This is a genomic window from Leptospira fainei serovar Hurstbridge str. BUT 6, from assembly GCF_000306235.2.
Taxonomy (GTDB): Bacteria; Spirochaetota; Leptospiria; order Leptospirales; family Leptospiraceae; genus Leptospira_B; species Leptospira_B fainei.
In genome coordinates, this window is record NZ_AKWZ02000012.1 from 31,853 (window position 1) to 43,692 (window position 11,840).

Genomic DNA, 11,840 nt, shown 5'->3' on the forward strand with positions numbered 1-11,840 from the left:
TTGTTTGTGAGGAGTTTTCTCGGGCAGCTTGCGGAGTTTTCTTCCGTCGGGAAACCCTTTTTTTTCCGCGATCGATCCGGAAAAAACTATTGGGAAGAAACCGGGAGAAAACAATACTAGGAGAAACGGAAAGGAACCGAGACGACCCTTGAAAGACAGAACCTGGATCGAACTTTCACAAGAGGCAGTGACGCTGAACCTCAGAAGCTTTCGTTCCCTTCTCAGTCCCAAGACCCTTTTAAGCGCAGTGATCAAGTCCAACGCATACGGTCATGGCTTTCTGCAAATGGCGGAATTATCTTTAAACGGCGGAGCGGATCTGCTTGCGGTCAATTCTCTCGAGGAAGCTAATTATCTTCGAAGCAAATTCCCGAACGTTCGGATTCTCATTATGGGAGCTACACCGGCTATCCAGGAACGAGTTAAGGAAATTTCGGATTCTAATTTCTGGGTTATCGTTTCAAGAACGGAAGATGCCAAGATTCTTGCCAGCTGCCGACCGCGACCGCAAATTCATTTGAAGGTGGATACCGGAATGGGACGACTCGGCTCTTTCGGAAAGGAATTAGAGTCAATCTTATCCGATTTTAAACGGGAAATTTTACCTTTGGAAGGAATTTCGACTCATTTTGCCAGCACAGAAGACGTCATCGAACAAAAATACTCTAAGCTGCAGATACAAAAATTTGCGGAAGCGATTCAGACGCTGGAAACATTCGGATATACAAACGTTATCCGACATGCATGCGCGTCGGCTTCCACCATGCTCTTTCCCGAAGCTCACTACGATTTAGTCCGAATCGGAATATCTCTCTACGGGCTTTGGCCCAGTCTTCAAACGAGACTTTCTCTTCATTTAAACGGAAGAAACGAATTTCGCCTAAACCCCGTTCTTCGCTGGAAAGCAAGAATTGTGCACTTGCAAGATCTGCCGTCGGATAGTTTCGTAGGCTACGGATCAACCTACCAAACCAGCACTCCTACGAAAGTCGCAGTCGTTCCGGTCGGATATTACGAAGGGTTGGATCGAAAACTTTCCAATAACGGAGTTATGCTAGTACGAGGCAAACGTGCAAAAATTCTAGGACGAATTTGCATGAATATGACCATGCTCGATGTGACCCATATCCATAACGTTGAAATCGGAGACACGGTCACGATCATCGGAAAGGACGGCCAGGAAGAGGTCACTGCCGACGATCATGCCAATTGGACAAATACGATTAATTATGAAACTACGACTAGGATAAGCGAATCCGTACCGAAGTATATCGTGGAATAAAAAGGAAAAATTTAATGAACTCTACGTCCCAAATGAGCATACCGACCGATCAAGTTGAACCTGTTCGGACAACGAAAACGTACAGCTGGATGATCGATCTCGTTTATAAAGCACGAGGCTTTGCGTTTGATTCTTTTGAAGAGCATTTCCCGAACGGAAGGTCGGACGGAAAATTAGATGCGCCCTATCCTTCCGTCCTTATGGCAAATCACGTTTCGGAAGCCGATGTCCCTGCGCTGGCGGCGGTCTATCGGCACGTATTTCCGAAGATTAAATTCGCAATTCCTGCTCGTGAAGATATGCTTGGGAAGGGATTCTTAGTGAACGAACTCAGACCTAAAGGGATCTTGAAATTTATCTTAGGCTTGATCGACAAGTCTATGATCATTCCAAAATTCATGGATTATATAGGCTGTGTTCCTATAAAGAGACCGTTTCGGGATAATACAAGGGAACTTCTGAAAAAAGGGGAACTCCGGGATATGGTAGAGCAGGAATGGAGCTACCTCTCCGAAAAAATCGCCCAAGGAAGAACCTTGTTCCTATTCCCCGAAGGTACATTTAACCACGACGGTTATATGAATCAAATCAAGAAAGGGGTTTATTTCCTTCGCTCCAAGTTCAAAGGATTACATTTTAATTCGTTCACGTTCACTTACGATTATTTCTCTTCAAAAAAGGCCGAACTTCATATCGGTTACGGACAACCCTTCCCGATTCCAGAAGAAGCCAGCGCGGATGAAGTGGCGGGCATCGTAAAGGAAAGATTAGGAAACGGTTATACGGTTACGGCCGGGAATTTAGCCTCCTACATTCTTCTAAAATGCGAAGGAAAAGCGAGAGAAAGTAAAACCAAATTATTCAGCGCGCTAAAGACTCTCGCGGAAACGATCCGTTCCAAGCATCCCGAAATTTATATTTCGCAAAAATTTTCAGGCGAGAATTTAGCGAGCGCTTTCGATTCCTTCTTAGGAAAGGTCAAAGAGAAAGGGTATTTAAAACTGGACGGCGAAGATATCGTTTTCGATGAAAAATTATTTCAAGCGCCGAAAGATACGCATAATTTAAGAAAGAAAAATTTAGTCCTATATCATAAAAACCAGCTAACTTCTCATTTACCAAAATTGGAAGCGGCTTGGTCCAGTTTGCAAACCGCATAAGGAGAATCGTTTGGCGTTTCGAATCGGTTTTTTTCGATCGCGAAAGTCCAGAGTTACCGTCTGGCTTACGCAACCCGGGCGACTCGAAGAGTCTTTCCGCAGGAGCTTACATTTTTTATTCGATTCAAGTTTGGAAGAACTCTTACCCGAAAACATCCGTCTTTCTCCATCCTTAGTCGGTCTGATTCGACTACCCGAAGAAAAGATCCAAGTTTTGTCGGAAGAATTCCCCATCGAAAAAGCGTTCCCGCACAGTTCATTCGATGAATTTTTATCCGAAGAAACTAGAGAAGCCTTAGTAGAGTTGATTGCCGGCACTCAGGCTGCGCCGTCCAAGAATCTGATTTTAGGAATACTAAACCAACCTGAAATTCAGGATATCCTTTCCCAGGGATTAGAGAAAGTCTTAACCGAGTTCCATAAAAAAATCAACCCGTTGCACGGCGTCTTTCAAGCTGCCGGTTTGGAAAAGCAAGTTTCTCAATTCTTATCATCCTTATTACCCGCTTTTACGGAACGTATCGCGGATTTTGTCTCGATCGGTTCCGGGGCAACGGAAATCCAATCGGCGCTTCGAAACACACTGCGACTTCTTTTTAAAACCGGATTTGCCGAAATGGGGAGAGTTGACGGCGGACAAATCGGACCTCGAGTGGACCGCCTTAGACGCGCCGTTGCTTCCGATTTGAAAGTTCAATCCGCAATAGAGAATTTGTACGCAACAGCGCGCGACACCTTGCTGAATCATTACCGAAAGGAAACGATCAGGGAATTCCTTGGCCTTTCCGCTACGGAGCTGGAACTTTGGATCGGTAAGGTTGCCGAGGACGCTGCCCATAATCTTAGGGAAGTAAATAAAAAAAGGAATCTTTCGCCCCTGATTTTAGAAATATTGAAGGATATACTAGGTTGAAAAAAGTCATATCCACAATTCAAAATGCTCTAGAATATCTGGACAAACTCGGTCCGCAGAAATCGTTTCAGCTATTTCGAAATTTAGGATATGAAGCCCTATTTTCCATCTCGGAAAAAGTGGACCACAAAAAGCTACTTTATCTAAGTCAGCATCTGGGTGAAAAGGAAATAGTCTCGCTCATCCAGTCTATACCGGAAACGATTTTAGTTCCGCTGATTCGGGAATCGGATCCGGCAGACCTTGTTTTTTTCGTAAAACATTTGGGATTGCCGGACTTGACGATTTTAGCTCAGGCCCTACCGGCGGAAGATGTCCGAGAGATTAATCAAGCGTTAGGACATAAGGCAATCGTTGAAATTTTACAAGGATTGGGATCTCTTCGATCTTTAGAATATTTGAATGCTGTCGGCCTGGAATCGTTTTTGGAATTAGCGAAGTCCCTTCCGGTCAAAGACTTTATCCCGTTAGCGAATGCTCTGACTCCGCAGGAATGCGCCGAATGGATGCAAAAAAGGGGTGTCGCCGAAATCCCCCGACTCCTAAAGGGATTCGGAACGAAGAACGCCCTGATTTTGCTTAAGCAGGTCGGCTTTACGAAAATTCTGCCTTTGTTGGAACTCCTAGGACTAGAACCGTTATTTTCGCTCACCGCTCTTCTTGCGGATATGAATTTACCGATCACAAAAAAGGCCGCAGGGAAAAAGAAACTTATCGCGAAAAAGAAAAAAGGGAAACATAGGCGTTAAACGAACCCGTTAATTTTCATTACTTTTTTTTGATGCAAGAACTTCCCCCCTGCTCTTTTCGATATTCTCGATTCTCTCTTTGACTATTTTTCCGTATTCGCTGTTTGTTGATCGATCGGAGGCGGAAGATTTTTCAAAGTTCTCCATGCTATACTTAAGAATTTCCAGCATATCGTCCGATCTTTTCAATTTTGTATCCAAAAAGAAATTCATATCCTCTTTGGAAACCTCCTTTCTATCTAGAAGGTCGCTCTGGATGCGATAGTAATTATCCTCTTCTTCTTTGCGTTTGACGGCTTCTTCCGAAGAGATTTTACGGGGAATCAATCGATTGTTCGGGAACCGATCCGCAAGCGGTTTGAACCTTTCGTACATCTGCTCATAAAGCTTTGCTCTGTCTTCATCGCTCAACTTATCCAAGTAAGATTTTTTTTCTTCCGGGATCTTCGGTTCGTTCGGATCCGAGACTTTTTCTTCCGTAGAGCCGGAGAAATCCACAAACCCGGATGAGCTATCAAAAAGAGAACTTTCCTTTCTGGAAACGGTATCTTGGGAGAGCCCGCCTTGAAGGAGCTCCGACTTCCTTTCGTTATCGGCAGGAGACCAAAAGGCAATCAGTAACACCGATAAAAGTAGAATCACAAAAATCGAATAAAAGAAAAATCGATGCTTCATGCGGTAAATAAGGGTAAAACGACCCTAAAAATACTTCCACCTTTTGGGTTGGGCTCTACGAAGACTTCCCCGCCGATTTTATTCACGAGAGTACGGCTAATCGATAACCCGAGGCCGGTTCCTCCAACGGTACGATTCCGCTGATCCGGCACGCGAAAAAATCGTTCAAAAATCATTTCCTTATATTTCGGATCGATTCCGATGCCCATGTCGATAACGCTAAGTTCTAATTTGGAAGGGGAAATCTTCTTTAAGGTAACGTCAACAGTTCCCCTTTCCGTATATTTGATTGCATTCACAAACAAGTTGGTGACGATTTGAGAAAACTCGAATCGAACCCCCTTTATCCGCAATCCTTTGGCAAGATTGGATACGACTTCCAAACCTTTCTCGACTGCCGGCGGAGAATTAATGTACAAGACTTCCTCGATAACCACCGCAGGGTCGAAAATTTCCTCCATTTCCTCGGATGACTGGGAATCCTTCTTTTCCAACTGAAGCAGATTTTCAATCAGGAAATTCAGTCTCCGTACGTTCTTACGAATTACGTCGGCCATTTCCTTTTGCTCTTCGTTTAACGTTAGGACTGGATCCGACAAAAGTAAATCGAAGTACCCTTGAATGTTCGTCATCGGGGATCTTAGTTCGTGGGAGATATTGGAAATAAATTCGTGTTTGATTCTCTCCGATTCCAAAACGAGCGCGTTATCACTGACTTGGATTTGATAAAATCTCTTTGTTTCGGCGCTAAATCCGGTTACGCTTAAGCCTACCGAAAACCGAGTCCCGTCCTTTAAAATCAAAGTCGCCTCGGGAAGAAATGCCATATTCTGATCTTTTCCCCCAGGCGCTTTCAGTTCGTTTTGGTCCAGAATGTCCGGTAGAATTCTCGCTAGTCTGATATTTTTGATTTCGGAACCTTGGTATCCGGAAACCTCCCGAAAACGGCGGTTAGCGTCCACTATCATTCTTGTATCCGCGTTAACGATTATCATCGCGTCCGTCGCGAATTCGAACATATAGCGATAGCGTTCTTCGGTAGTTTGTCTCTTTAAATCGCTTATATCAAGGCGGGTCTCTAAGAGATAATTATCCTCCATGAGGCGTTTGTTCTTTTCTTCTAAATCACGTATTTCTTGATTTAGATAATCTAATATACTATTGATCGTCGAACGAATAAAAAGATAAGGACTTGTCGGGATCTGCTGATCTAAAGACATCTCCCGCCGACCCGAAAATAAACCCAACGCAAGTTCTTTCATGTCCGTGACTAAGTTTCGCAGGGGAGATTTCGTGAGTTCTTTCTTGTTCAGGCTGCGATTCGGATGTAGGGTTGAATAATATTCCGTATGTAATTTCGTTTTTTTGAAATCCAGCGCGCCGGGAAATTTCGGGAAGGGATTATCCGCTACCCGCTGTGCAGCCATATCCAATAATTGAGCGGTTTGACCGTCTCCCGGATATGTCTTTCTATATATTTCCACGACAAATCGGACGTCGTCTAACGAAGGCATGCTAGAAAGGATCCGTCCCAATTCCGAAACAGGACGTCTGTAAAATCCGTCCAAATCCACCGGTTTCCAAGGACATGGACCTACCCAATCGGCCACGTACGAATCGCCTTCGTAAGCTATATGATTGGCAAGATCTTCCATAGCCTTTTTCAAAGCCCTCGAAACCCGATTCGCCTCGTCGGGAAATTTAGACGCAAATCTTCCCGTAAACGCTAGCATGTTCGTCGGAAGATAGTACGGCGGAATCTCATTGTCCACGGTGAGACAGTAACCCTTTTCGCCGAAAAAAGGATACTCCTGCAATGATGCCGCAACCCCTAAGCATTCCGCTCTTATAAATTCGTGCACTAATAGGGTCGGGCGAGTAACCAAATAAGGCACCGGCTTTCTTCTATGATAGTTTTCCGATCGGAAAAATTCCTCCGCCACGAATCGATCTAGGGACAACGGGTGAAGGATCGGTAAAAAACTGTGATAAGAGTCACGTATCGCCTCCGCTTCCATATATGAGGCTGAATAAAATCCCTGAACTAAGCAGGATAGAATAATACCCCGGTATATGGTCCAATTCGGGGAAGTCCGACGCAATTGTTGGTCAAGCCAAGCGGTAAACGGAACCTCTCCTGCTTCGGCTCTTCCTTCTCTCAAATGAGCAAAAACCGCTTCGTAACTCTTCAGGACGCGTACACGAACTTTTACACCTTCTTCTTCGAAATATCCCCGGCTGAATGCCAAGAATACCGGGAAGGCGGTAAGCCGAGGAGTAGTGACTATCTCTATTTCAATCACCGGCCTATCCTTCAATATCCTTATCTTTTTTCAACCAACCCTTTTCTCAAACTGTGAAAAGACCTAAAAAACGCTTCAGAAGCCCCTAAAAATAGCCGAGAGACATAATAAGTCATTTTATACCGAACGGACTATAATTCGACCCGAGGACTGATGAAGCTGACTGATCTACCTGCCTTTCAAAGTATACTAAGCCGGATGGAAGAAATTCGAGGAATTCCGGATAAATTTGTCCACAAGACGGACGAAAACCGGGCTGACGTAGTTCCTACAGCCAATACCCAAGAATCCTTTTCCGAAATTCTAAATTCAAAGTTATCCGCCATCGAGAACACTCGAAACGTTAGAGGAGATTTGGATACTCTAGGCCTTTCCGGCTTCATTCAGCAAGAGTCGGCCCGAAACGGACTGGATCCGAATTTAGTAAAATCAGTGATTAAAGCGGAATCGGATTTTAAACCGAATGCTATCTCGCGGAAAGGAGCGATCGGATTAATGCAATTAATGCCCGGAACGGCGGAAATGTTGGGAGTCGAGGATCCTTTCGATCCTGCCGAGAACATATCGGGAGGAACAAAATTTTTAGGGGATCTAGTAAAAAGATTCGGCGATACGGATCTAGCTATCGCAGCTTATAACGCCGGGCCCGGCGCTGTGGAAAAGCATAAGGGAATTCCCCCCTTTAAAGAAACCAAGGATTACGTTAAAAAAGTAAACCGATTCTGGAAGGGATAATCCTCCAGAATCGGTTTCCAATACCAAAAAGTTATTTTCTAATAGTACTTCTTAATTTCCTGAAATAAACAGGACGTTAAATGGGTGCAGGAAGACATCTTCTCCGGAATCAAGCAGACCTGCATTTTATCGAAATGTTTTCTGCAACCTCTCAAACAAGAATTCTCCATCTTATATAATTGATCTTCCGAAGCTTGCGGTAAGGATTCTTTCGTACATCGAGTTAGGGAATCGCAATATTCGATACAGATCTCCTTGCCTTCCCAATCGCCTTTGCTGATAGAACCCGGCAGTTTTGCGTATTTTACCGCTACGAATCCCCCTATGGCAATTCCAAGCAGTAGAATGGGAAGATAGCGGAAGACTTTTACAAGCCAGGGAGAAGTCATCTTGCCTCCGAATTTTTTAATATGTGAGTAGGTTCATAATAGAAGATTAATTCTTGGCCGTGGCCGCTTTCGAGAAATTCGGACAATGTGAGCTCCCTTTTTCGGATCGGCCAGGATTGAACGAGTTTATAGTCTGCTCTAGGTTTCCAATGCGTAATATAGTCGATGACCGCCCGATCGCCATCGATACAATTCCGTTCCGAGCCCGGAACCGAATGGGCCACATCCGAGCCGACTAAGGCATTCTTATACGAAAGTGCCGTCCAGGGATTCTCCGCAATTACGCAAACTTTCTTTGCTTCTAAAATTGGTCCCGAATCGGGAAAATCCGACAAGCTTAAGCCGGGGATTAAAGAAAATTGAACGTAGGCCATTAAGATGCCTGCGATAACTATATTACTAATCGCGTATATACTAATATTATTTACTAATTTAGGCGTAAGAATGAACGCAATGAACGCTGAGACGGCAAGAATTGCGGATAATATATCGAGAACTGTAGCAGCTCCAACAATCCATTCGTAGCAAACTTGTCCGACCGTGAGAAAGGCTCCAAAACCGATTAAAAAACCCATATTATAGGATAGAGGTTTTTTCAAGATTTCCAAATCAGTTCGAGAAAAGAAAACTCCGGCTCCGAGAAATGCAAGAGGTAATATCGGAAGAGCATAATAGAAATCCTTACGATTCGGGGTAAGATGAATCATAAGAATCGCAATGGATGCCCATACGAACGTCTTTCCTAAAACTTGCCCGTAATTTTTCGCTTTATTAGTAATCGCATATATATTTGCAAAAAGAAGTAAGAATGAAAAAGGCAGGCTATAAAGCAGCCAGCCTGCGGGAAGAATCCACTCCCCTTGATTCGTAGTTGCACTGGAAAATTTTCCCAAATTTTCCGTTAGAAAAAAGAAAGCCAGAAACTCTCGTCCCGCTTCGGAAAACGATAATAAGCTGATAATCCATAATGCAGGAACGACGAGAGCCGAAAGGTGAAATATTACGTTATCTTGAATTTCCTTCCCGATTCTTTTGAACCCGGTCCACTTTCCGGCCGAGTTAACGATAAAGACGCTTACGCTTGAAAACGATACTAATACGATTCCGGCATAGACCTGGAATAGCGGGCCTTTCACCAAGAAGGCCAAACCGGAAAGAATTCCGGCTGCAACCAGCCATCGTCGTTTGTGTGAAACCCGATACTTAAGAACTAAAACGGACACGGCCGCCACGAAAAAGACAAGAAACGCCTCCATCATAACTAGCCGGGAAAATTTAAACGTTCCCAAAGTGAATAAGAAGGATGCTGAAAATGCAAAAGCGAAGAAAGGATGAGAACCTACGACTCGCAAACCATAGTATATGCAAAGTGCCGCAGATAAAAAAAGAAGGAAGGATGGGAATCTTTCCGCAAAAACGCTGGTCCCAAAAATAGAATCCGCGGCGATTCCGGACCAAAAGAGCGCAGGAGGTTTGTAAAGATTCATCACTCCTTCAAATTTCGGAAATAGAAACGAGGAACTTTGAAGACTTTCACGAATCGTCGCAATATGCATTTCTTCGTCGCCTTGCGTAAGAATTTGATAACTGCCTAAACCCGGCAATAAGAGACCTAACCCGAGCAATAAGAGAAGAGCTATATACATTGAGTCCCCTTTCCTGATCCAGAATCCCCAAAAAGGATCGTTTTCGAGGTTCTGTTGAGACGGTTTATTTTCCTTTGAAAGTTGAGAAGATTTTGTTTGAAATTCAAGCGCGCTCATTATCTACTATGTAATTACTTACTTACATTTTACATTCTTCCGAAGGACCGGAATGCCGAGCAAGCGCGAAAAGTTTAACAAAATGAAAAATCCGCTTGGCTGATTAGGCAACGGTCGGTATACATTTCCTGTGGACGGTTAAATGACAAAACCTGTAAAAAAGAAGATCAAAAAAGAGGTTCGGAAATCCTCAACTTTGTCCGCGACAAAATCGTCCCCTAAGAAAAGGGACCGTATCGGAACAGAGAAAGCTTTAATGAAAGCCGCGATTCAGGTTTTTGCGCAAAAAGGATACGACGCAGCTACAACTAAAGATATCGCTAGCTTAGCAGGCGCGAATGAAGCCCTCATAATGAGATACTTCGGCGGAAAGCAGGGTCTGTTGGAAGCAATTCTCACCAGAGCGGAAGAGCTGGACGAAAATGGAGATGCTCTTCTCAAGAAATCTCCCACAGCTAAGGATTATACTCATCTGGAAGAAGCTTTGCTCGACTCTATTTTGGAGCGATGTTCCGAATTTAGAAACTATTCCGATTTCATGAAAGTTGCGGTGAGCAGAATCATCTTAGATGCCAACGTAAGCAAAATTATACAAACGAAAATCTATGAAAAAGCAATCCCGGAAATGGTTCGAGAATTAGAAAAATTTAAAAAAGCCGGCGAAATCGATTCTAAAGTGGATCTAAAGTCTGTCGCATTCGGAGTTTCCTCGCTTACGTTTGCTTTAGGCTTCATGGGGCAAATCGTCTACAAGGTTCCCGAGCCGGAAATCAAAGCAACAATCCGAGAGATGGTTCGGTTATTACATAAAGGATTGAAATCTGATTAGATTTTTTTCCATCGCCCACCCTTCCTGGGTGGGGGATGGAGGCGGTTTTACAAGATCCGATTTAATAACACGCAATGGACGAAATGTCAATGAAAATCCTGTAAATTCCTATGTGTGAGCTCCCACAGAAAATCCATTCAAAAATGCTTGCAAACAAAAAGAAATGATATTCGCGAAACCGCAAGCCTTCGCGGGTACCACCGACCGGCCCCCGCCCAGGAAGGGTTTCCAAAGACCAACCCTTAATCATTACTACCTTCGGACTAAAGGCAGATATAACAAACGGCGAGGATTCACCATTCGCATAAAATTTTTATTATAAAATACAAATTAATGAAACGGAATATTTGATATCGGTGTAGAATAAATCGTCTAAAAATTCGCTATCATAGATAAAGAAGGCAAGGCGTGAACACGAAAAGAGAATCCGAAGTAATCCTTTCCGATACCAAACAATCCGAATTGTTGCATTCCCCCGAAACGCAGGATCGTCCATTCGTGTATTCTAATGAATCTTTCTATGATTCGGAATGTTTTGGAGAAATTTTAGAAAGTAACTTCGATAGTTCTTTTTAAGAAATCGCATTGATAGTTCAATCAAGACCATTTCATTCATTTTCCGGGCCACAAATTGGGTATATTTATTAGTAGTCCTTGTGCCTGTTTGAAGCCGATCAGAATCACTGCATAAACCGACGTTCTGAATTCGTACAAGATCGGCGGTAGAATCCGGGTTAATATTCTTTTTTTCCGAACACGGCAATCATATCCCAATAAGATCGAAATAAACTCCTGCGCGGAAGACTCGCTATTTCGGTTAAAAATGAGCCGTCCTTCGAGCGAATTCGGCAATTACCCGAAAGAGAACTTCAGGGTCTGTATGAAAAATTCTTTTCATACGAGTAATTGCTCATCCGGAAATAAGACCGGATATTTGCACACTTCAGACCCTTGGAATGCTATACCGGTCGGCGATGCGCCGCAAAAAAATGAATCGATCCATCCGAATCTTATACGATTAAGAATTCAAAAAGAGTGACGA

11 protein-coding genes are annotated in these 11,840 nt (G+C 43.6%); 7 read left to right on the forward strand and 4 right to left on the reverse strand.

All coding sequences use genetic code 11. From position 1 onward, the window contains the following. The first annotated feature begins 148 nt into the window (after window positions 1–148). Genes alr through LEP1GSC058_RS19435 form a run of 4 tightly spaced genes read left to right on the forward strand, consistent with a single transcriptional unit; the run spans window position 149 to window position 4,104 of the window. Complete coding sequence (gene alr, locus LEP1GSC058_RS19420) at window positions 149–1,282, forward strand: alanine racemase (protein ID WP_039948913.1); 1,134 nt, start codon at window positions 149–151, stop codon at window positions 1,280–1,282. A 14-nt stretch (window positions 1,283–1,296) separates the two neighbouring features. After that, entirely contained in the window at window positions 1,297–2,442 is a 1,146-nt protein-coding gene (locus LEP1GSC058_RS19425) for a lysophospholipid acyltransferase family protein (protein WP_016551458.1), read from the forward strand. A 10-nt stretch (window positions 2,443–2,452) separates the two neighbouring features. Further along, window positions 2,453–3,355 (forward strand): hypothetical protein, encoded by a 903-nt coding sequence (locus LEP1GSC058_RS19430; RefSeq protein WP_016551410.1) that lies wholly within the window; start codon window positions 2,453–2,455, stop codon window positions 3,353–3,355. Beyond that, window positions 3,352–4,104: a hypothetical protein gene (locus tag LEP1GSC058_RS19435; RefSeq protein ID WP_016551393.1), complete on the forward strand. Its 753-nt coding sequence runs from the start codon at window positions 3,352–3,354 to the stop codon at window positions 4,102–4,104. The genes LEP1GSC058_RS19430 and LEP1GSC058_RS19435 overlap by 4 nt, the downstream gene beginning before the upstream one ends. Window positions 4,105–4,113: 9 nt before the next feature. On the opposite strand, the gene LEP1GSC058_RS19440 is transcribed toward LEP1GSC058_RS19435, so the two are convergent. Together LEP1GSC058_RS19440 and LEP1GSC058_RS19445 are read right to left on the reverse strand one after the other, a co-directional pair. Next, window positions 4,114–4,779, reverse strand: a complete 666-nt coding sequence (locus LEP1GSC058_RS19440) for an LIC_20245 family lipoprotein (protein WP_016551474.1) — start codon at window positions 4,777–4,779, stop codon at window positions 4,114–4,116. Continuing rightward, window positions 4,776–7,082, reverse strand: coding sequence for a sensor histidine kinase (locus LEP1GSC058_RS19445; RefSeq protein WP_016551424.1), 2,307 nt, complete (start codon window positions 7,080–7,082; stop codon window positions 4,776–4,778). Before LEP1GSC058_RS19445 ends, LEP1GSC058_RS19440 begins: the two co-directional genes overlap by 4 nt. A gap of 153 nt (window positions 7,083–7,235) precedes the next feature. Between LEP1GSC058_RS19445 and LEP1GSC058_RS19450 the strand changes: the two genes are divergently transcribed. Further along, window positions 7,236–7,817: a lytic transglycosylase domain-containing protein gene (locus LEP1GSC058_RS19450; protein ID WP_039948896.1), complete on the forward strand. Its 582-nt coding sequence runs from the start codon at window positions 7,236–7,238 to the stop codon at window positions 7,815–7,817. A gap of 38 nt (window positions 7,818–7,855) precedes the next feature. Here the strand turns inward: LEP1GSC058_RS19450 and LEP1GSC058_RS19455 are convergent, their stop codons facing one another. Together LEP1GSC058_RS19455 and LEP1GSC058_RS19460 are read right to left on the reverse strand one after the other, a co-directional pair. Next, the gene (locus tag LEP1GSC058_RS19455; RefSeq protein ID WP_016551391.1) at window positions 7,856–8,206 is read right to left on the reverse strand and encodes a Cys-rich protein; all 351 of its coding nucleotides are present in this window, start codon (window positions 8,204–8,206) and stop codon (window positions 7,856–7,858) included. After that, a complete protein-coding gene (locus LEP1GSC058_RS19460) occupies window positions 8,203–9,969 on the reverse strand; it encodes an ArnT family glycosyltransferase (protein WP_016551460.1) in 1,767 nt (588 codons plus the stop codon). The genes LEP1GSC058_RS19455 and LEP1GSC058_RS19460 overlap by 4 nt, the downstream gene beginning before the upstream one ends. A gap of 142 nt (window positions 9,970–10,111) precedes the next feature. On the opposite strand from LEP1GSC058_RS19460, the gene LEP1GSC058_RS19465 reads away from it, so the two are divergent. Beyond that, entirely contained in the window at window positions 10,112–10,798 is a 687-nt protein-coding gene (locus LEP1GSC058_RS19465; RefSeq protein ID WP_016551433.1) for a TetR/AcrR family transcriptional regulator, read from the forward strand. Between the two features lie 880 nt (window positions 10,799–11,678). Next, window positions 11,679–11,837 carry a hypothetical protein gene (locus LEP1GSC058_RS20415; protein ID WP_198014438.1) on the forward strand — a complete coding sequence of 53 codons (159 nt, stop codon included), beginning with the start codon at window positions 11,679–11,681 and terminating at the stop codon, window positions 11,835–11,837. Window positions 11,838–11,840 lie beyond the last annotated feature (3 nt).

What these genes read in the sequence shown, in the direction of transcription:
- LEP1GSC058_RS19425 (WP_016551458.1), top strand. Translation starts at nt 1,297, where the DNA reads ATGAACTCTACGTCCCAAATGAGCATACCGACCGATCAAGTTGAACCT.
- LEP1GSC058_RS19440 (WP_016551474.1), bottom strand. Translation starts at nt 4,779, where the DNA reads ATGAAGCATCGATTTTTCTTTTATTCGATTTTTGTGATTCTACTTTTA.
- LEP1GSC058_RS19450 (WP_039948896.1), top strand. Translation starts at nt 7,236, where the DNA reads ATGAAGCTGACTGATCTACCTGCCTTTCAAAGTATACTAAGCCGGATG.
- LEP1GSC058_RS19455 (WP_016551391.1), bottom strand. Translation starts at nt 8,206, where the DNA reads ATGACTTCTCCCTGGCTTGTAAAAGTCTTCCGCTATCTTCCCATTCTA.
- LEP1GSC058_RS19460 (WP_016551460.1), bottom strand. Translation starts at nt 9,969, where the DNA reads ATGAGCGCGCTTGAATTTCAAACAAAATCTTCTCAACTTTCAAAGGAA.
- LEP1GSC058_RS19465 (WP_016551433.1), top strand. Translation starts at nt 10,112, where the DNA reads ATGACAAAACCTGTAAAAAAGAAGATCAAAAAAGAGGTTCGGAAATCC.
- LEP1GSC058_RS20415 (WP_198014438.1), top strand. Translation starts at nt 11,679, where the DNA reads ATGAAAAATTCTTTTCATACGAGTAATTGCTCATCCGGAAATAAGACC.